Origin of the sequence: Streptomyces sp. NPDC006450 (assembly GCF_040612195.1) — a bacterium.
Classification (GTDB): Bacteria; Actinomycetota; Actinomycetes; order Streptomycetales; family Streptomycetaceae; genus Streptomyces.
Genome location: NZ_JBEXPT010000044.1, coordinates 15,950 through 35,721, shown reverse-complemented (window position 1 = coordinate 35,721; position 19,772 = coordinate 15,950). Strand labels below are relative to the sequence as shown.

Genomic DNA, 19,772 nt, shown 5'->3' with positions numbered 1-19,772 from the left:
ACCCCTGACTCTTCCCGGACGTTTTACCGAACCCCGGACGTGATGTCAGACCCAGGGGCTACGTTGAGCTTCCGCGAAGTGACAAGCTGCGACGGCCTGGAGACCCACCTTGAGCGATCCACACGAGACAACCGAGGCGCACCTCGATCGACTCCTGGGCCGCGCCCTCAACTCCTTCGACCTGCCGGACCAATTGATCGAGCGGCTCGGCACGGCGCTCGCCCACAGGTCCTCGCTCCACACCACCCGCCGCAGTCCGGCGGCGGGACCGTGGCGGGAGATCCACCGGCACGCCTACCTGCTGTCCGACGGCGACTCCGTGGTGCTGTGGGAGCTGGCCCACCGTCAGGACGCCGACCTCTCGATACGGTACGAGGTCTTCGCCAGCAAGGCGGAGACCTGCCTCGCGGCGGCCCGGCTCTTCGGCGAGGTCCCCTCGCAGGTGGCCCGGGACCTCGTGGAGGTGACGGTGGAGGAGGAACCCGACAGCGACATCGCCGTGCTCAGCGCGCTGTTCGGCAATCCGGCCCCGGGCCGGCAGCACCGCGAGTACGCGGTGGAGGAGTCCGCGGACCACGCCCGACGGGTGCTGCGCCGCGCGGAGAACCCGGACCGGCCGGGCGAGCGGGTGGCCCTGCTGCTGCGGTCGGCCTACGCACACCAGATCACGCAGGTGTTCGGCACCCGGCAGTGTCTGGCGGACGGGCGGGACGCGGGCTTCAGCCTGTACCAGCACTCCTTCGTCCTGCTGGACGGGAGCGAGTTCAGCCTGTGGGAGGTCGAGCACACGGTGACGCCGGACGGGCGGCACATGTGCGAGGTCTACGAGACCGAAACGGCCGCACGCGGGGCCATGGAGCTCCGTGCGCGGGTGAGGTGACGGGGACGGCGGTCGGGCGGCGCCGGCGCGCTCATCGCCCGTCGGCCGTTTCGGACAGAGGGAGGTCCAGGGGCGGGTCCTGCGTGATGTGGACCGCGTCGGGGCGTAGGTCGGAAGGGGCCGGCATGGCGCTGCCGGGAAGCTGGACCGCGGCCGCGCCGTGGGCCAGGGCGGAGGCCAGGGCCGCAGGCCCCGTACCCCCCGCGATCAGGAAGCCTGCGAGGGCGGCGTCGCCCGCGCCGACGTTGCTGCGGACCGAGGAGACGGCCGCCGTGCCGTAGGAGGCACCCTCCTCGGAAACCAGGAGCTGGCCGTCCGCGCCGAGGGAGGCAAGGACCGCGCCCGCGCCCAGCGACCGCAGTTCTTCCGCGGCCTTCAGCACGTCGCCGAGGGTGGCCAGGGGTCGTCCCACCGCGGCCGCGAGTTCCGAGGCGTTCGGCTTGATCACGTCCGGGCGGGCCGGCAGCGCCGCGAGCAGCGCCGGACCGGAGGTGTCCAGGGCGATGCGGATGCCCGCCGCGTGGGCCCGGGTCACGATGTCGGCGTACCACTCGGGGCCGATGCCGCGCGGCAGGCTGCCGCAGCAGGCGATCCAGGCGGCGCCGCCCGAGCAGGTGCGGACCGTTTCCAGGAGGAGCGCCGATTCCGCGGCGGTCAGGGCCGGGCCGGCTGCGTTGATCTTGGTGAGGGTGCCGTCCGGTTCGGCGAGCGAGATGTTGGAGCGGGTCTGGCCTGCGATGGAGACCGCAGTGACGTCCACGCCCTGGGCGCTGAGGAGTTCGGCGATCATCGCGCCCGGTGCGCCGCCGAGCGGCAGGACCGCCGTCGTACGGGCGCCCGCCGCGGCCACCGCCCGGGAGACGTTCACGCCCTTGCCCCCGGGGTCCACCCGGTCGCCGCTCGCGCGGAGCACCTCGCCGCGGTCCAGCGAGGGGACCTCGTAGGTCCGGTCGAGGGAGGGGTTGGGGGTGACGGTGAGGATCATACGAGCACAACTTCCGTACCGGCGGCCTCGATCGCCGCCTTGTGGGCGGGGCTGAGCCCCTTGTCCGTGATGAGGAGGTCGACGTCGGCGAAGGAGCCGAAGCGGGCGAGGTGTTCCCGGCCCGCCTTCGCGGAGTCGGCGAGGAGGACGACGCGGCGGGCGGCCGCCACCGCGGCCCGCTTGACGGCGGCCTCGGCGAGGTCGGGGGTGGTCAGGCCGCCCTCGGCCGTGAAGCCGTTCGTCGCGAGGAAGAGGACGTCGGCGCGGATCTCGGCGTAGGCCCTCAGCGCCCACGCGTCGACCGCGGCGCGGGTGCGGTGGCGGACCCGGCCTCCGACGAAGTGGAGGTCGATGCCGGCGTGGTCGGCGAGCCGGGCGGCGACGGGCAGCGCGTGGGTGACCACGGTGAGCGCCGTATCGACGGGGATGGCGGCCGCCAGGCGGGCCACGGTGCTGCCCGCGTCGAGGACGATGCTGCCGCCGTCGGGGAGTTCGGCGAGGGCGGCAGCCGCGATGCGGTCCTTCTCGTCGGCCGCGGTGGCCTCGCGCTCAGTGAGGTCCGGCTCGAAGTCCAGGCGGCCGGCCGGTATGGCACCGCCGTGCACCCGGCGTACGAGCCCGGCCCGGTCCAGGGCCTTGAGGTCGCGGCGCACGGTCTCGGCCGTGACCTGGAACCGGTCGGCCAGGGACAGGACGTCCACGCGGCCCGCCTCGCGGGCGAGACGGAGGATCTCCTGCTGGCGCTCCGGTCCGTACATATGGTTTCAGGTCCGTTCGATGCCCGACTCTGTGGATTCTCTTGGATCGTACGCCCGTTTGCTAGCGAAAACAAAACAAACGGGCATGTCTGCCAACAGAAGCAGACATGCCCGTCCGTGCGGTGCGCAGGCGTGCGGTACCAGCGGTCCTAGCCGGCGTACTCCGCGCCGCCCTCGCGCTCGGCCATGGGAACGGCCTTGCGCGGCAGCATGAACATCACGGAGAAGATCACGACCAGGACGGCCACGACCCACCACATCGCGTGGTGGAACGCGTCGACGTAGGGCGGGCCGAAGAGCCGGTCGTCCTCGATGAAGCCGAAGTAGACGACCGAGGTCAGGCCGAGGCCCAGCGCGTTGCCCATCTGGCCGGTGGTGTTGATCAGCCCGGAAGCCGAGCCGGCGTGCTCGCGCGGCACCTCGGAGAGCACGGTGTCGGTCAGCGGGGCGATGATCAGGCCCATGCCGGCGCCCATGACGATCAGCGGGGCCGCCATCTGCCAGGAGGTGATGCCCATGCCGTAGCGGTCCGACTCCCAGATGTAGAGGAGTACGCCCGCTGCCATCACCAGCGCGCCGGCCTGGAGTACCTTGCGGCCGAAGCGCGGGACGAGCTTCTGTACGGACATGCCCGCGGCGGCCGAGACGGCGATCGAGAACGGGATGCCGGTGGAGCCGGCCTTCAGGGCGCTCCAGCCGAGGCCCATCTGCATGTAGAGCGTCCAGACCAGGAAGAAGATGCCGGTCGCGATGCCGAAGGTCAGCTGGACGGCGATGCCGCCCGCGAAGCTCTTGACCTTGAAGAGGGAGAGCTCGACGAGCGGGGAGCCGTCCTTCTGGATCTTGTGCTTCTCGTAGGCGATGAAGACGCCGAAGACGAGCGGCGAGGCGATCATGCAGACGAAGCCCCACACCGGCCAGTCGTTCTCGCGGCCGTGCGTGAGCGGGAAGATCAGCATAACCAGGGCGAGGGTGGCGAGCACGACGCCCACCAGGTCCAGGCGCAGCGCCTTGGGGGCCTTGGACTCGGAGATGAACTTGCGGCCCAGGATCACGCCGGCGATGCCGACGGGCAGGTTGATCAGGAAGATCGGGCGCCATTCGAGGCCGAGGAGGTTCCACTCGGTGAGCAGTGCGCCGAGCATCGGGCCCGAGACGGCGCCGAGGCCGATGATCGCGCCGAAGAGTCCGAAGACCTTGCCGCGCTCGTGCGGCGGGAAGGTGACGTGGATGATCGCGAGCACCTGCGGGACCATCATGGCCGCCATGCCGCCCTGGAGGATGCGGGCGGCGACGAGCACGTCGGGGCTGGGGGCGAGACCGCAGAGCAGCGAGGCCGCGGTGAAGCCGGATATGCCGATGAGGAAGAGGCGCTTGCGGCCGTAGATGTCACCGAGACGGCCACCGGTGATCAGGCCGGCGGCGAAGGCGAGGGCGTAGCCCGCGGTGATCCACTGGATGGCGCTGGTGGAGGCGCCGAGGTCCTCGCGCATCCGGGGTATCGCGATGTTGACGATCGTGACGTCGACCAGGTCCATGAAGGCGGCGGTCATCACGATGGCGAGCGCGATCCAGCGGCGGCGGTCGGCGGGGGCCGCTGCCTCGCCGGCCTCACCGGCCTCGCTGAGTGCGGCGGCGCCGCCGGTCTTGCTGATCGGGGTGGTCTCTGCGGGAGGGTCGGTCCGCTCTTCTTGTACGGGCCCGTTCTTTCCTTCGGGCGATGACTGGGTCGTCTCGGTGCTCATGAGGAGAAACCTAGACGGCATATAGGTCAGTTGGTGTCCTATTTGGCTGGCACCTTTGAACCATGACCGATACCCCGGCCCGCCTCCTCTCCCTGCTCTCCCTGCTCCAGACTCCGCGCGAGTGGCCCGGGAGCGAGCTGGCCGAGCGACTGCGGGTGAGTGCCCGCACGATCCGGCGCGACATCGACCGGCTGCGGGAGCTGGGGTACCCGGTGGAGGCCACGCTGGGTGCGGAGGGCGGCTACCGGCTGGTGGCGGGCGCCGCGATGCCGCCGCTCGTCCTGGACGACGAGGAGGCCGTCGCCATCGCGGTGGGGCTGCGGGCGGGGGCCGGGCATGCGATCGAGGGGGTGGAGGAGGCCTCCGTACGCGCCCTCGCGAAGCTGGAGCAGGTCCTGCCCGGGCGGCTGCGGCGGCGGGTGAGCGCGCTGCAGTCGGCGACGGTCGCGGTGGCGCGGGGCGACGGGGCGAGCGTGGATCCGCGGACGCTGACGGCGATCGCCTCGGCGGTGGCCGGGCCGGAGCGGCTGCGGTTCGCCTACCGGGCGCGGGACGGAGTGGCATCGCGGCGGCTGGTGGAGCCGTACCGGCTGGTCAGCACCGGGAGCCGGTGGTACCTCGTGGCCTACGACATGGAGCGCGGGGACTGGCGGACCTTCCGGGTGGACCGGATGAGCGAGCCGTACGCGACGGGGGCGAGGTTCGTGGGGCGGGAGCTGCCGATGGACGCCGTGGACTTCGTGCGGCGCGGACTGCGGGGCGGGGAGTCGACGTACCGGGTCGACGTCACCTTCGCGGAGGCGGTGGGGCTGCCGGAGTGGGTGCGGGAGTTCGCGGAGCCCGTGCCCGGGGGCGGCGCGGAGGGTGCCGGGGTACGGGTGCGGTTCGATTCCGCGGACTCGCCCGAGTGGCTGGTGGCCCGGATGGCGCTGGCGGGGGTGCCGTTCACCGTGCACGGGCCCGGCGCCCTGGTCGAGGCGGCGCGGGCGCTGGGTGCGCGGCTGATGGGGGCGGCGGGGTCGTAGCGGGGGCCTGCGGGGCTGCCCCCTACCCGCCCTTCCACCCCTCCCCGGGCTCCGCGCCTCGAACGCCGGCGGGGCCGGGCCCGGGACACAAGGGAGCCCCCGGCGCCTGGGGGGGATAGGCACCGGGGGCTCGTTCTTGGGGTTACGCCACCGCGTCGAAGCCGGTGTCGCGGGCCATGCGCTTCAGTTCGAGCAGCGCGTGCTTCTCGATCTGGCGGATCCGCTCGCGGGTCAGCCCGTGCTGCTTGCCGACCTCCGTCAGCGTACGCTCCCGACCGTCGTCAATGCCGTAACGCATCTTGATGATCGACGCGGTTCGCTGGTCCAGCTTGCCCAGCAGGTCCTCCAGCTCCTCGCTGCGCAGCAGCGAGAGGACGGACTGCTCCGGGGAGATGGCCGAGGTGTCTTCCAGCAGGTCGCCGAACTGCGTGTCGCCGTCCTCGTCGACGCCCATGTTCAGGCTGACCGGATCGCGCGCCCAGTCCAGGACGTCTCCGACGCGCTTTTCCGTCGTGTCCAGCTCGGCGGCGATCTCCGCGTGCTCCGGGTCCCGGCCGTTCTCGCGGTTGAACTCGCGCTGGACCCGGCGGATCCGGCCGAGCTCCTCCACCAGGTGGACGGGCAGGCGGATGGTGCGGGACTGGTCGGCGATGGAGCGGGTGATCGCCTGGCGGATCCACCACGTGGCGTACGTGGAGAACTTGAAGCCCTTGGCGTAGTCGAACTTCTCCACCGCGCGGACCAGGCCGGCGTTGCCCTCCTGGATGAGGTCGAGGAGCGGCAGCCCGCTGCGCGGGTAGCGGCGGGCCACGGCGACGACCAGGCGGAGGTTGGAGCGGATGAAGACTTCCTTGGCCCGCTCGCCCTCGGAGGCCAGGACTTCGAGCTCCTCCTGGGAGGGCTTCTTGCCCGTGCGCTCTATCGCGCCGTCGAGGATCTGCTGGGCGTACACGCCCGCCTCGATGATCTGCGAGAGCTCCACTTCCTTGGCCGCGTCGAGTAGCGGTGTGCGCGCGATCTCGTCCAGGTACATGCCGACCAGGTCGCGGTCTGCGATCTCCCCGCCCACAGCGCGAGCGCTGCTCGTGGACTGACGACGGGCGACGGCGCGGGTTGCCATGCGTGCTCCCTTGCGATGAGTTCGGTCGCGGTGGTGCGGTGGTTCGGCTGCGCTGGTTCGGCTGCCTGGACACTCTCCCGAGTGCCCGCTTCCGAAGGAAACAACGACTGGAATCGGGACAGAATTCCCACGTCGCTCCCTCTTTTCCGAGATCTTGCAGTATCCTGCCCCGCCACCACCGGGTCCGGGCGGATCGGCGATGCCATCGGACTCGAAGAGGTGCAGGTCAGGGCGGGGATGGCGACCGGCCCCGGAGGCCGGGCGGGCCGGCGCGACCAGCGCGCGGGTGAGACCAGCGTCACACTTGACAGGGCCGTTTCCACTCCCGGAACAGCGCCGTCCCGGGTTGCACTCCCACCCCAGGAGACGGCCTCCGGCGGCTTCCGGTTGCCTCGGCCGGCGACGATCTCCCCGTCCGAGTGAACGTGCGGCATGTTCCTGCGGCATGAACTCTGGCGTGAGCGTCACCCACGGGGCCGCCAAGGGGTTCGCCATCGGCGAGGAGAGCACCGGGCCGCTCCGGACCTCCTGAGGTCATTGCGGGCGGGTCGAGACGCCCGGGCAGGCGCGGCAGGCGGGTGGGCCCGACTGGGTCCACCACGTGCAGACCGGGCGGAGGTGGCAGGGCGGGAGCGGGGCCGGGGGGCTCGCGGACGCCGTCAGGCGGGCGGCCAGGGTGCAGGTGTCGGCCTCGCGGTTGAGGCAGTGCGGCGCGCAGTGGGAGGCCAGGCGCAGCAGGCGGCGCGGTTCGACTCCTTCGGGCAGTTCGGCGAGCGCCTCGGCCGCCGGACGGGGCGCGGGGAGGTAGGCCGGGGGTCCGTCGAGGCCGTCGCGGACCGCGAGGACCAGCGACTCCGCCGCGTACGCCGAGCCGCTGGGGCACCAGAGGGGGCCGGGTGCGCCGGGGTGGCTAGCCAAATTGCAGGGAGCGCTTCGAGAGGCCCATCCAGAAGCCCGAGACCGGGGTGGAGGGGGTGGTGAGGTCCGGCCCGGCGGCGCCCAGGGTGACGAACAGGGGGGCGAAGTGTTCCGTGCGCGGGTGGGCCAGGCGGCCCGCCGGGGACTTGGCTTCGAAGTCCAGCAGGGCGTCGACGTCGGCGGCGGCCAGCGCCTCGTGGCCCCAGGCGTCGAACTCCGCCGACCAGGCCGGGACCCCGGGGCCGGGGTGGCGCAGGGCGGCCAGGTTGTGGGTGAAGAAGCCGCTGCCGACGATGAGGACCCCCTCGTCGCGCAGCGGGGCCAGCTTGCGGCCGATCTCCATCAGGCGGCGCGGGTCGAGGGTCGGCATGGATATCTGGAGCACCGGTATGTCGGCCTCGGGGAACATCTCCACCAGCGGGACGTACGCGCCGTGGTCCAGGCCGCGGTCGGGGATGTCCTGGACGGGGGTGCCCGGGGCCTTGAGGAGTGCGCGGACCGACGCGGCCAGCCCGGGGGCGCCCGGAGCGTCGTAGCGGACCTGGTAGTAGTGCTCGGGGAAGCCCCAGAAGTCGTAGACCAGCGGGACCGGCTCGGTGGCCCCGAGGGCGAGGGGGGCCTCCTCCCAGTGGGCGGAGACCATCAGGATCGCGCGCGGGCGGGGGAGGTCCGCGGACCAGGCGGCCAGTTCGCCGGGCCAGAGCGCGTCGTCCGCGAGGGGCGGGGCTCCGTGGCTCAGGTACAGGGCCGGCATCCGGGTGGGGGTCAGGGCTTCGGGCGTCGGCATCGGGAGCTCCAGGAATCGTCACGGCGGGCCGCCACACAAAGACTAACCCCGCATCGTTCAAATTTGAACGATGCGGGGTCGTCAGTCATTCCCGTACCCCGGAGCGGGACCCGCCCCGCTCCGGTGAATGGTGGGTCAGTGGGCGATCACCGGGATCTTCATGTCGGCGTCCGCGCCCTCGGCGACCGGGTCGCCCGCGCCCGGCTTGCCCGTGGTGATGAGGGTCAGGGCGATGAGGGAGCTCGCGACCAGGATGCCGACCGCCCACCAAATCGCGGAGGAGTAGCCCTCCACCATGGCCTGGGCCTGGATCAGCTGCGCCGCAGGGCCGCCCGACGCGGCCTCGGCCGCGTGGTCGGTCAGGTACGCGGTCGTCGCGGAGGCGGCGATCGTGTTCAGCAGGGCGGTGCCGATCGCGCCGCCCACCTGCTGGGAGGTGTTGACCATCGCCGAGGCGACACCGGCGTCGGCCGGGTTCACCCCGTACGTGGCCAGGGACATGGCGGGCATGAAGGCCGTACCCATACCGAGGCCCAGCAGCAGCTGCGCCGGCAGGATCAGCGCCGGGTAGGAGGAGCCGACCTCGAGCTGCGTCAGCAGCAGCATGCCGCTGGCGGCGACCATGAAGCCGGGGCCCATCAGCAGGCGCGGCGGGACCCGCGTCATGAGGCGGGCGCCGATCTGCGTGGAGCCGGTGATCATGCCCACGATCATCGGGAGGAAGGCGAAGCCGGTCGTGACGGGCGAGAAGCCCTTGACGACCTGCAGGTAGTAGGTGAGGAAGAGGAACAGGCCGAACATCGAGATGACGGCGAGGCCCAGTGAGAGGTAGACGCCGCCGCGGTTGCGCTCCAGCAGGACGCGCAGCGGGAGCAGCGGGTGGGCCGTACGGGACTCGACGAAGACGAACGCGGCGAGCAGCACCACGGAGGCGATGAACATGCCCACGGTGAGGCCGTCCGACCAGCCGGCCGACTCGGCGCGGGTGAATCCGTAGACGAGGGCGACGAGGCCGGTCGTGGAGAGCAGGACGCCGGGGATGTCGAGCGGTGCGCGGTTACGGCCGCCGGCCGGGTCGCGGATGATCATCCAGGCGCCGACGGCGGCGACGATCGCGAACGGGATGTTGACGAAGAAGGTCCAGCGCCAGTTCAGGTACTCGGTGAGGACGCCGCCGAGGATCAGGCCCACGGCGCCACCGCCACCGGCGATCGCACCGTAGATGCCGAAGGCCTTGGCACGCTCCTTGGCGTCGGTGAACATGACGGCCAGCAGCGAGAGCGCGGCGGGCGCGAGCAGTGCGCCGAAGGCACCCTGGAGGGCGCGGGCGCCCAGCATCATGGCCTCACCCTGTGCGGCGCCGCCCAGCGCGGAGGCCAGGGCGAAGCCGATGAGGCCGACGATGAAGGCGTTCTTGCGGCCCCACTTGTCGGCGATGCGTCCGCCGAAGAGGAGCAGTCCGCCGAAGGCCAGCGCGTACGCGGTGATGACCCACTGGCGGTTGCCGTCCGAGATGCCGAGGTCGGTCTGGGCGGACGGCAGGGCGATGTTCACGATGGTGGCGTCGAGGACGACCATCAGCTGCGCCAGCGCGATGAAGACCAGGGCCTTCCAGCGGCTGGGATCGGCGGCGTTGACGGACAGCGGCGGGTTCGCGGCTGTTTTTGGCATGGGGGTACCCACTTCGTGGTGCGAGATGACTGAAAAGACCTGGATCAGGACTGCGGGTGCTTCGTTCGTCGTGCGGCGCCCATGGGCGCGCCCCGGGGCGTCACATGGCCTTTCGCCTCAGATCCGCCAGCGTGGTCACCGAGCCCGGCAGTTCGGAGCGGGCCGGGGCTCTCAACCCGTCGAGGAAGAGCTGGAGATGGCGGTGGACGAAGACCTCCGCGTCGAAGCAGGCCGTGCCCGGGAGCGGGCGGCTGAGCTGCGACAGCGCGATCAGCAGGTCGCCGACGCCGATGTCCGTGCGCAGCAGGCCGGAGGCGTGACCGGCGGCCAGCAGGCCCTCGACCGCCTCCTCCAAGGCCTTGCGCGAGGCGACCAGTTCGGGGTGGTCGTGGTCGAACTCGCTGGAGAGCACGGGGCACAGGGCGCCGATCCGCTCGTCCGCCGCCGCGTGCGTGAACCGGCACAGGGCGGCGAAGGCGTCCGGCTCCTCGGCGAGGGCGTCGACGGCCAGCCCCGCCACCCGGTTCAGGCCGAAGAGCACGACGTGGTGGATCAGGGCCGGGCGGTCGGGGAAGTGCCGGTAGAGCGTGGCATTGCCCACGCCGGCCCGGCGGGCGATCTCGTCGAGGGGGGCGGCGGGGCCGAACTCCACGAGCGCGTCGCGGGCGGCGGTCAGGATGCGCTCCCGGTTGCGGACGGCGTCGGCACGCGGACGCGGAACCTTGCCTTCCGTGCACGGGGCGGCGGCCTCGACCGCGTCCGCGGCGGCGGCAGTTGCGGCGGCAGTTGCGGCGGCTGCCGCGGCGGCCGCCTTGCCGGTACGGCCGCGCTCGGCCTCGCCCCCGGCTTCGCGCCCGGCCTCGCCCATGGCCGCCCCCTCGGCCGCACCGGAGCCCGCGTAACCCGCGACACCGGCGGACGCCGTGGCTGGAGCCGTGAGGTCGAGGTCGGCCTCCCGGCCCGGTACGGGCAGGGCCGCCGGATCGGTGGTGGCGGGGCTCTTCATGGACGGCTCCCTGGCAGGTGACGCGTCGGTCCGGGTGGGTCGCTTCTCCCGAAACGGGGAGCGGCTCCCCGGTTCACGGGGACTCTGGTTCAAACGGGGAGAGGGTCCCCGCTTATTTCACTCTTCCGTGTGACCTGAATCACACCGCCTCGGGCCCTTTGATCCCGTTTGGCCTCCCTCGGCGCGCGAGCCCGCCCCAGCCGTCGGAGGGTGAGCCCACAGAGCGCAGTCCGGACCCGGCCGGCTGCCGCGGACCCGAAGGCCGATCTCCATGCCGCAGACGCGCCACCGGATACGCAAGCCAGCCCGCACCAGCGCCTGCATCGGCATCACCGCGCTGGCCCTCGGCGTCACGGCGACGGCGAGCACGGGCATATCCAGCCGCAGCCATTCGGCGGCCGGGCCGGTGGCCGCGACCAGTGCCGAGGCGATGCTCGCCCCCTGCCGGATCTCCGGCGCGATGGGCGTGCAGATGTCCGAGGGGCTGCCGACCGCACCGGGGTACTCGCGCTCGACCGGCGAGATCCGGGCGCTGAACCTGATGATCGACTTCCCCGACGCCAAGGGCGAGGGTGCGGCGGCCGACCGGATGGCGGAGTTCTTCCCGCAGACGTCCGACTGGTTCCGCGTCAGCTCCTACGGGCGGCTGACCTACCGGGCCGAGGCGCCGATAAAGAACTGGCTGCGGATGCCGATGCCGTTCGCGGCGTACGGGATCGAGCGGGGTTCCGCGTACGAGCCCGGCTACCGCCAGCTCGTCGAGCACATCATCAAAACCTCCGACGCCGAGGTCGATTTCTCCCGGTACGACCTGATAAACATCCTGGTCACCCCGAACGCCGGCCCGTCCGCCCTCGACACCGTCCTCTCCGTCACCTTCTCCGGCAACGGCGAGGCCCCGATGGCCGACGGCGTCCCGCTCGCCAACACGTCCTTCGTCTACAGCCGCCAGGACGACGGCTCCGGCTCCTACCGGGAGACCGGCTACCGGGTGCTCCCCCACGAGAACGGGCACGTCTTCGGCCTGCCCGACCTCTACACCGCCGACGGCGGCGGCACGGTGGGGCACTGGGACATCATGAGCGAGGACTGGGGCGCCAACAACGACCTGCTGGGCTGGCACAAGTGGAAGCTGGGCTGGCTCGACAGCAACCAGATCAGCTGCGCCGGGAAGTCCGGTGTCAGCGACCACGTGCTGAGCCCGCTGGCCGTGGAGGGCGGCACGAAGCTGGCCTTCATCCCCGTCTCGGAGAGCGCCGGGTACGCGGTGGAAGTGCGCACCCGCGCCGGGAACGACGAGGCCGTCTGCAAGCCCGGGGTGCTCATCTACAAGGTGGACTCCGAGGTGGACACCGGCCGCGGGCCCGTCACCGTCTCCGACAGCTCCTCCGCGAGCGGCGGCTGCACCCGGCGGTCCAACGTGCACGCGGAACTCTCGGACGCGCCGTTCCGGCCGGGCGAGACCTTCACCGACGAGACGTCGGGCATCAGCGTCTCCGTCGTCGGCGAGCTGCGCAACGGCAGCTACCAGGTCCGGGTCACCCGGCCGTGAGCGGTGAGCTCCGCGGCCTCCGCAGGGGGTACGGGACGAGCGGCGGCTCCACGTGCTGACGCTCGGCCCGCCGTGCTGGAACGGCCTCTACGCGGCGGGCGCGCTCCCCACCGGCTTCGCCGCCGCCGAGGAGTCCGGGCCGCCCCCGGGCGGCAGCCACAGCGACAGCGACAGCGACCACAAGGAGATCCGCCCATGACCAGCACCCCCGAAGAGCGCCTCGCCGCCGCCGGTCTGAAGCTGCCGCCGACGCCCTCGCCGGTCGCCGTCTACGTCCCCGCCGTACAGAGCGGGCACTACGTGTACACCTCCGGCCAGCTCCCGATGGTCGACGGCTCCCTCCCCCTCACCGGGAAGGTCGGCGCCGAGGTCACCCCGGAGCAGGGCAAGGAGCTGGCGCAGCAGTGCGCGCTCAACGCGCTGGCCGCCATCACCTCCGTCGCCGGGGACCTCTCCGCCGTGAAACGCGTGGTCAAGGTGGTCGGCTTCGTCGCCAGCGAACCGCACTTCACGGGACAGCCCGGCGTGCTCAACGGCGCGAGCGAGCTGCTGGGCACCGCCTTCGGTGACGCGGGCATCCACGCCCGCAGCGCGGTCGGCGTGAGCGTCCTGCCGCTGGACTCCCCCGTCGAGGTGGAGATCATCGTGGAACTGCACGCTCCGATGGGCCTGTAGGGCGCCCCCGGGCCGGCAGCGGCGTACGGCCGGGACGAGGGCCGATCGCCACCGGCCGATCGGGCCGTCGGCCGCACCGCTTTCCGCCGCGCCGGACGAAGGGACCCCGCCGGGGCTCCGCTTCCTCGTCCGGGTGGGGCAAGTCCGGTCCCCGGCCGAGGTGTCCGGCAGTCACCGATCCCACGAACCCGGGCGATCGGACTCACCCCGATTTCCGTGGAATTACCCCAACGTAAAGGCCTGACCTGCGGTTCAGCGGGGAGAGGCCGGAACCGTGAACGTGTCGGCGCATGGCAGGCTGGGACCATGAGGCTGCGTGATCTGCTGTCGTCCGAAGAGGCCCAGGCGCCTACGGACCTCTGTCTGCTGCGCCTGCTGCGCCTGCCGGGCGGGGAGCGGGATCTCGACCGGCCCGTGCTGGGCACGGTGACCATCGATCTGCCCGACCCGGGGCGCTTCGTGTCCCCCGGGGACCTCGTGCTGTCCGGACTGGCCTGGCACCGTCCGGACGCGGGGGCCGACCGGTCCGACGCGTTCGTCCGCGTCCTCGTGGAGGCGGGCGCCGTGGCGCTGGGCGCGGGCGAGGCACGGCTCGGCCACGTCCCCGACGATCTGGTGGAGGCCTGCGCCCGGTACGGGTTGCCGCTGCTCGCGGTGGGTGTGGAGGTGCCGTTCACCTCGGTCACCGAGTACGTGGCGCGCGGCCGGACCGAGGAGCGGATCGGCGGCCTCGCCGCGCTCGTGGACCGGCACCGGCGCTTCAGCACCGACCGGCAGGCCGGGGCGGGAGCGGACGCCCTCCTCGAACTGCTGCTGGCCGAGCTGGACCTGCGCGCGCACATCCTCTCCCCGACCGGCCGGCAGATCGCGGGTGCGCGGCCGCCGCTGCCGGAGAAGACGGCCTCGGCGCTGGCCGGGCGGTTCCTCGCCGCCGAACGGGCGGGCGAGCGGGCCCCGCACCGTACGGTCGCGCGCGGGAGCGTCTTCTCCCTGTTCCCGGTCCGCTCCGGGGCCGGGGAGGGGGATTCCGCTCCCGGTGCGGCGCTGACCGACTGGCTGATCGCCGTCGAGGCCGACAGCGACGACTGGAACGGCGAACGCGTCGACCTGCTGGACCGGCTCGCGCGGCTGGTCGCGGTGGAGCGCGGCGGCCGCGACACCGACCGCACGATGCGGCGGCGCGCCGCCGAACGGCTGCTGGCGCTGACCGGGCCGGCCGCCGCCGGGGCGAGCGGGCAGGCGCTGCTCGACGAGGAGGAGGCGGCGGCCCGGCTCGCGGCGGGGGCCGCGGGGGCTACGGGTGCCACGGGGGCTGCGGGTGCCACCGGTCCGGGAGGACGGCTCCGCTGGCAGGCCGTGTCGGCCCGGCTGGATCCGAAGGGGGTGCACGGATTTCCCGTGGCGGCGTCCGTGCGCGACCTGCTGGAGGAGGTCCTGCTGCATCCGCGCTGCCTGGGGCCGGACGCGGGGCCGCGGATGGCCGTCACGGCGGCCGGGGACGGGGCCGAGGCCGTCGCCTTCGTGCTCGTCGGGCCGGACGCGCCGCTGACCCCCGACGCGGTCGTACGGGTCGCCGGCGGCTCGCTGCCGCGCGGGCTGCGGGCCGGGGAGCGGCTGGCCTTCGGCGTCAGCGACCCGGTGGGCGGGGCCGCGGAGTTGCGGCACGCGCTCGCGCAGGCACGTAACGCCCGTCAGGTCGCGGCCCCTTCGGAAGCGGTCGCCGCCTGCGGGCCGGACGATCTCGCCGCGCACGTCATGTCGCTGCTGCCGCTGATCCCGGCCGAGGTCCGGCGGGAGTTCAGCCGCCGGCTGCTCGCCCCGCTGACCGACTACGACCGGCGCTACCGCTCCGACCTCGTGCCCACCCTGCGGTCCTTCCTGGAACACGACGGCTCCTGGGCGCGCTGCGGAGAGGCACTGCACCTGCACGTGAACTCGCTGCGCTACCGGATCAGCCGCATCGAGGCGCTGACCGGGCGCAACCTGAGCCGGCTGGAGGACAAGATGGACTTCGCGGCGGCCCTGCGGATGGGCTGAACCCGCCCGGAGTAGCCTCGCGTTCCGCAGGAAGATCATCGGCACGGCACCGAGGGGGATCCGCGCATGACCCGCCACATCGAGTTCGAGCGACTGCACAACTTTCGTGACCTGGGCGGCTATCGCACCGCGGACGGCTCCACCGTCGTGTGGGGCGCCCTGTACCGTGCGGACTCGCTCGGCAAGCTCGCGGGCGCCGACTGGGAGCGGTTCCTGGAGCTCGGCGTGCGGACGGTCATCGACCTGCGCTACCCCTGGGAGATCGAGGCGAAGGGCCGGATACCGGAGCCCGAGCGGTTCGCGTACGCCAACCACAGCATCGAGCACCGGCCCTACGACCAGGCCGAGATCGACCCGGACACCGACCCGTGGCGGTTCCTCGCGGACCGTTTCGCCGAGGTCGCCGAGGACGGGGTGGCGGAGATCCGCGCCACGATCGAGCTGCTCGCCGGGGGCCCGGGCCCGGCGGTCTTCCACTGCACCTCCGGCAAGGACCGCACCGGCCTGATCGCCGCGCTCGTCCTGAGCCTCCTCGGCGTGGACGAGGAGCAGATCCTCACGGACTTCGCCCTGACCGAGCTGGCGACCGCCCGTCTGACGGCCGACTGGCACACCGCCAACCCGGGCCGCACGATGCGCTGGCCGTCGTACGGCCGGGCGCCCGCCGAGATCATGAGCCTGACCCTGGCCGGTCTCACCGCCCGCTACGGCTCGGTCCGCTCCTACCTCGCCGACGAGGTCGGCATCACCCCGGCCACGACGGCGCGGCTGCGGGCCCGGTTCCTGACGCGGTGAACCCGGACGCGCGCGGGCCTCAGCGGCGCAGGGCCTCGGCCGGCTGCACGCGACTGGCCCGCCAGGCCGGGTAGATGCCGGCCAGCAGGCCCGTCACCAGGCCGAGCGCGGGAGCGGCCGCGACGATGCCGGGGTGCAGTACCGGCGTCCAGTCGCGGACCAGGGCCACCGCGACGACGGTGATCGTGCCGAGGGCGGTGCCGATCAGGCCGCCGAGGCAGCCGAGGGCCGCGGACTCCGCGAGGAACTGTGCGGTGACGTGCCGGGTACGGGCACCCAGCGCGCGGCGCAGCCCGATCTCGCCGGTGCGTTCCATGACGGCGACGAGGGTGGTGTTGGCGATGCCGATCGTGCCGATGAAGAGGCAGAGGGAGGCGAGCAGGAGGAACAGCTCGTCGAGATCGGCGGTGACGTGCGCGCGCAGGGTCCTGGGATCGGGCGGCGGGACGGCCTTGAAGTACTCGGGGTGCGCGGGCGAGAGGGCCGTCGGCGCCTCGGCGGCGACCTGCGGGGCCGCCCCCAGCCGGGTGGAGACGAGCATCCTGGCATCGCCCTTCGGGACGCCCCAGAGCTCCTGGGCCGTGCTGCGCGGGACCACCACCGACAGCAGCAGGTCGGCCTTGCGGTCCACGTCCTCGACGATCCCGATGACGGTGAACCCGTGGTCGCCGATGAAGACGGCCGGCCGGGTCTCCAGGGTGGTGATGCCGAGCCGGGACGCCGTACCGCTGCCGATCACGGCCACGCGCTGCTTGGTGGCATCGTGCCAGGCGTCGTGGACCCGGCCCTGGGAGACGGTGGGGCCCGCGGCTCGGAGCACTCCGGAGGAGGCGGCGACGACGGGGAGGTCCGCGGAGCCCGCGCCGGCCGCCGGGCCGCCTACGGGGGTGGCCCGTACGGCCTGGCCCGCGCCGAGCCGAACGGTCCAGTAGACGCCCGCATTCCGTACGCCGTGGAGGCGGGAGACCCGCTCGTCGGCGTCGGACGGAAAGGCCGCGTCCACGAACTCGCTCGTCTGCGCGGAGACGTCCTCGACGGTCACCTCGGTCGCCGTCAGGGCGTTGAACCGCTCGTCGATCTGCGAGGAGGCCGTGGCGGTCAGCCCGAGGACGGCGACGAACGTGCCGACACCCAGGACGGTGCCCACCGCGGTGAGCGCGGACCGGCCGGGGCGTTGCAGGATGCCGGCCAGGCACTCGGAGAGCAGCTCCCGCCAGGCGAACCGGGAGCGCGGTACGGGGCGGGCGGGACGGGTCCGGTCGCGGCGCCTGCGGGGCGGGGGCACGGGGAGGCGCTCGGGGAGGTTCACGGGCGCACCAGTTCGCTCAGCACGCCGTCGCGAATGGCCACGGAGCGGTCGCCGCGGGCCGCCACCGCGGGGTCGTGGGTGATGACCACCACCGTCATGCCGTCCCGGTGGAGCTCGTCGACGAGCTCCAGGATCGAACCGGCCGTGGTGGTGTCGAGGTTGCCGGTCGGCTCGTCGCACAGCAGCAGCGAAGGGGCTCCCACCAGGGCCCTGGCAATGGCCACGCGCTGGCGCTCACCGCCGGAGAGGGTGGTCGGCAGGGCGTCCGCCCGGTGGCCGAGGCCGACCCGGTCGAGTGCTTCCCGGGCCCTGGCCCGGCGCTCCGCGCGGCCGCTCCCCCGGTAGACCAGGGCCAGGGCCACGTTCTCCCAGGCGGTGCGGTGCGGGAGCAGGTGGAACGCCTGGAAGACGAAGCCGATGCGCTGGGCGCGCAGGGCCGTACGGTCGGCGTCCCGCAGCGTGCCGGTGTCGACCCCGTCCAGCAGGTAGCTGCCGATGGTCGGGGCGTCGAGCAGCCCGACGATGTTGAGGAAGGTGGACTTGCCCGCTCCGGAGGGGCCGACGACGGTCAGGAACTCCCCCCGTTCCACGACGAGGTCGCAGGGGGCCAGGGCGTGCACCGGCGGGGGGCCCGGGTAGGTCAGACCGGCCTGGCGGAGTTCTACGACGGCGGGGGCGGGGGCGACGGGGGCGGCGGGCTGGGGGGAGGTCATCGGCTCTGCTCCGGGCCGCCTTGGGCGTCGTGCGACGGCCCTTTCGGCGACCCGTTCGGCGAGCCGTTCGCCCCGTCAGGCGACCCTTTCTGCGACCCGCTCGAGCCGTCCGGTCCGCTGCGCACGCCCACGACGGCGCGCTCGCCCTCGGCCAGGCGGTCGCCCTCGGCGGGCCTGACCTCGACGTGGCCGTCTCCGGTCGTTCCGGTGGTCACCCGCACCCGGCGGCGGGTGCCGTCAGCCGCCAGCACGGTCACGTACGTCCTGCCGTCCACGGCGGCGGAGATCGCCGAGACCGGAACCACCAGGACCTCGCCGCCCGTCGAGGCCGCCTCGATCGTCAGGCGTACGTCCTGGCCGGCCAGCCGGGGGTCCAGGGGCGCCTTGGGCTGAACGACCATCAAATAGCCCTTCGGCCCGGCTGGTTGCTGATCATCCGGCTGACCCGTGCCGGTGGCGGGCTGCTGCTGCCCCAGCGTGTCGGCGACTGAGACGACCGAGGCCGCGGCGGCCGCGCCGGTGACCTCGGACACGATCTCCACCTGCCGCCCCGGCTGCACCAGACCCTTCTGGTACTCCTGGAGGTAGCCGTTGACCACCAGGTCTCCGGCCGACACGGTCAGCACCTTGCCGGACACCTGCGCGCCGACCTTGGAGGCGATCGAGTCCACCCGGGCGGGGAAGCTCGACAGGAAGACCACTTCCGCGACGGGGACCATCGGGCCGGCCGCCGCCAGAGCCTGAACCAGCTGGGCCCGCGCGGAGTTCAAGTCTTCCTTTGCGCGCTCCACTTGCTTGCGCAGCGCCTTCAGGTCGGCCTCGGGGTCGCCGCCGGAGCCCTTGCCGTCGACCGCCCGCGGATCGGCGCCACGAGCGCCCGCGGAGGCGGACGCAGAGGGGGACGGAGAGGGGGACGGAGACGTGGGCTGCGCGGGTGACGGCGCAGCCGGCGGTGAGGCGGAGGCGGCCTTCCCGGCCCGGTCCGCGGCATCCCGCGCGTCCTCCACGGCGCGCTCCGCCGAGGTCACCGCCTTGCGTGCGTCGGTCACCGCGGCGTTCCCGTCGGGCAGCGCGGGCAGCGGGTCGTAGCCCGCGGAGGCGTAGAGCGCCGACAGCGCCGCCTTCGTGCCCTCCCCGAAGCGCCCCGCCCCGTCCGCACCCGTGGCATGGCCCAGCCGGGCGAGCGCCTGCTGCAACTGGGCGACGTCGCCGCCCTCGGAGCCGGGCTTGAGGTCCCGGTACGCCGGGAGGGTGCCCCGTAGCGCGATGACCGGACGCCCGGAGACCTCCAGCACCACCTGGCCCTCCTCGACCCGGCCCCCCACGGCGACCGGGAGCTTCGTGACGACGGCGCCGGCCGCGCCGGGGGCTCCGCCCACCGGGGTCACGTCCACGGACTGCTGCGCGGTGACGGTCCCGCGCACGATCACCGAGGCGACCAGCACCCGCTGCTCCACGGGGGCCGTCAGCACGCTCGGCGGAGGGGCCGAGGAGTCCGCAGCCGCCTGGGCCGGCGACTTGATCACCTGCGCGACCGCCACCCCGATACCCGAGAGCAGCACGGACCCGGCCGCCACCCCGGCGACCCACCTGCGCCGGCGCGAAAGTCCCGCGGGCGGCGGCTGCTTCTGGTCATTCATCCGGAGGTCCCCCGCGAGCTGCCAATTCCGGTCCCACCGAAGGTTTTTGGAGACCGTCGGCGGCAAGGCGATCATTAGATCACCACGGCGCTCCGGCAAAAGAGACAGTCCGGGACATGCGAGCGATCACAGTTGCGTAAAGCGAAGGACCCAGGC

17 protein-coding genes and 1 pseudogene are annotated in these 19,772 nt (G+C 72.9%); 7 read left to right on the top strand and 11 right to left on the bottom strand.

Annotated features, from left to right (window positions below; genetic code table 11):
- Positions 1–109: 109 nt before the first annotated feature.
- Positions 110–880, top strand: a complete 771-nt coding sequence (locus ABZY57_RS16125; RefSeq protein ID WP_356512273.1) for a DUF6227 family protein — start codon at positions 110–112, stop codon at positions 878–880.
- Positions 881–911: 31 nt separating this feature from the next.
- On the opposite strand, the gene pfkB is transcribed toward ABZY57_RS16125, so the two are convergent.
- From pfkB to ABZY57_RS16110, 3 genes are all read right to left on the bottom strand, one after another.
- Positions 912–1,865 (bottom strand): 1-phosphofructokinase, encoded by a 954-nt coding sequence (gene pfkB, locus ABZY57_RS16120; RefSeq protein WP_356512271.1) that lies wholly within the window; start codon positions 1,863–1,865, stop codon positions 912–914.
- Positions 1,862–2,623 carry a DeoR/GlpR family DNA-binding transcription regulator gene (locus ABZY57_RS16115; protein ID WP_356512269.1) on the bottom strand — a complete coding sequence of 254 codons (762 nt, stop codon included), beginning with the start codon at positions 2,621–2,623 and terminating at the stop codon, positions 1,862–1,864. Before ABZY57_RS16115 ends, pfkB begins: the two co-directional genes overlap by 4 nt.
- Positions 2,624–2,772: 149 nt before the next feature.
- Positions 2,773–4,176, bottom strand: coding sequence for an MFS transporter (locus tag ABZY57_RS16110; RefSeq protein WP_356512299.1), 1,404 nt, complete (start codon positions 4,174–4,176; stop codon positions 2,773–2,775).
- A gap of 254 nt (positions 4,177–4,430) precedes the next feature.
- Between ABZY57_RS16110 and ABZY57_RS16105 the strand changes: the two genes are divergently transcribed.
- Entirely contained in the window at positions 4,431–5,393 is a 963-nt protein-coding gene (locus ABZY57_RS16105) for a YafY family protein (protein WP_356512267.1), read from the top strand.
- Between the two features lie 142 nt (positions 5,394–5,535).
- Here ABZY57_RS16105 and ABZY57_RS16100 read toward each other — a convergent pair whose 3' ends face one another.
- The 5 genes and pseudogenes from ABZY57_RS16100 to ABZY57_RS16080 form a co-directional block, all read right to left on the bottom strand.
- Positions 5,536–6,513, bottom strand: a complete 978-nt coding sequence (locus tag ABZY57_RS16100) for a sigma-70 family RNA polymerase sigma factor (RefSeq protein ID WP_356512265.1) — start codon at positions 6,511–6,513, stop codon at positions 5,536–5,538.
- Between the two features lie 534 nt (positions 6,514–7,047).
- Positions 7,048–7,431 (bottom strand): hypothetical protein, encoded by a 384-nt coding sequence (locus tag ABZY57_RS16095; RefSeq protein ID WP_356512263.1) that lies wholly within the window; start codon positions 7,429–7,431, stop codon positions 7,048–7,050.
- A complete protein-coding gene (locus tag ABZY57_RS16090; protein ID WP_356512261.1) occupies positions 7,424–8,218 on the bottom strand; it encodes a class III extradiol ring-cleavage dioxygenase in 795 nt (264 codons plus the stop codon). The genes ABZY57_RS16095 and ABZY57_RS16090 overlap by 8 nt, the downstream gene beginning before the upstream one ends.
- Before the next feature lie 135 nt (positions 8,219–8,353).
- Positions 8,354–9,889 carry an MFS transporter gene (locus ABZY57_RS16085; protein ID WP_356512259.1) on the bottom strand — a complete coding sequence of 512 codons (1,536 nt, stop codon included), beginning with the start codon at positions 9,887–9,889 and terminating at the stop codon, positions 8,354–8,356.
- Positions 9,890–9,989: 100 nt separating this feature from the next.
- Positions 9,990–10,607: pseudogene (locus ABZY57_RS16080) on the bottom strand (TetR/AcrR family transcriptional regulator); the annotation flags it as partial.
- A 559-nt stretch (positions 10,608–11,166) separates the two neighbouring features.
- Here ABZY57_RS16080 and ABZY57_RS16075 point away from each other — a divergent pair.
- From ABZY57_RS16075 to ABZY57_RS16055, 5 genes are all read left to right on the top strand, one after another.
- Positions 11,167–12,447, top strand: coding sequence for a M6 family metalloprotease domain-containing protein (locus ABZY57_RS16075; RefSeq protein WP_356512257.1), 1,281 nt, complete (start codon positions 11,167–11,169; stop codon positions 12,445–12,447).
- Between the two features lie 52 nt (positions 12,448–12,499).
- The gene (locus tag ABZY57_RS16070) at positions 12,500–12,646 is read left to right on the top strand and encodes a hypothetical protein (RefSeq protein ID WP_356512255.1); all 147 of its coding nucleotides are present in this window, start codon (positions 12,500–12,502) and stop codon (positions 12,644–12,646) included.
- On the top strand, positions 12,643–13,122 hold the full coding sequence (locus ABZY57_RS16065; RefSeq protein WP_356512253.1) for a RidA family protein: 480 nt from the start codon (positions 12,643–12,645) through the stop codon (positions 13,120–13,122). The genes ABZY57_RS16070 and ABZY57_RS16065 overlap by 4 nt, the downstream gene beginning before the upstream one ends.
- Before the next feature lie 306 nt (positions 13,123–13,428).
- Positions 13,429–15,159 (top strand): PucR family transcriptional regulator ligand-binding domain-containing protein, encoded by a 1,731-nt coding sequence (locus ABZY57_RS16060; RefSeq protein ID WP_356512251.1) that lies wholly within the window; start codon positions 13,429–13,431, stop codon positions 15,157–15,159.
- Between the two features lie 66 nt (positions 15,160–15,225).
- Positions 15,226–15,954, top strand: coding sequence for a tyrosine-protein phosphatase (locus ABZY57_RS16055; protein WP_356512249.1), 729 nt, complete (start codon positions 15,226–15,228; stop codon positions 15,952–15,954).
- A 19-nt stretch (positions 15,955–15,973) separates the two neighbouring features.
- Here the strand turns inward: ABZY57_RS16055 and ABZY57_RS16050 are convergent, their stop codons facing one another.
- From ABZY57_RS16050 to ABZY57_RS16040, 3 genes are all read right to left on the bottom strand, one after another.
- The gene (locus ABZY57_RS16050) at positions 15,974–17,161 is read right to left on the bottom strand and encodes an ABC transporter permease (RefSeq protein ID WP_356512297.1); all 1,188 of its coding nucleotides are present in this window, start codon (positions 17,159–17,161) and stop codon (positions 15,974–15,976) included.
- Between the two features lie 98 nt (positions 17,162–17,259).
- Entirely contained in the window at positions 17,260–17,976 is a 717-nt protein-coding gene (locus ABZY57_RS16045; protein WP_356512247.1) for an ABC transporter ATP-binding protein, read from the bottom strand.
- Positions 17,973–19,616, bottom strand: coding sequence for a hypothetical protein (locus tag ABZY57_RS16040; protein WP_356512245.1), 1,644 nt, complete (start codon positions 19,614–19,616; stop codon positions 17,973–17,975). Before ABZY57_RS16040 ends, ABZY57_RS16045 begins: the two co-directional genes overlap by 4 nt.
- Positions 19,617–19,772: the final 156 nt, after the last annotated feature.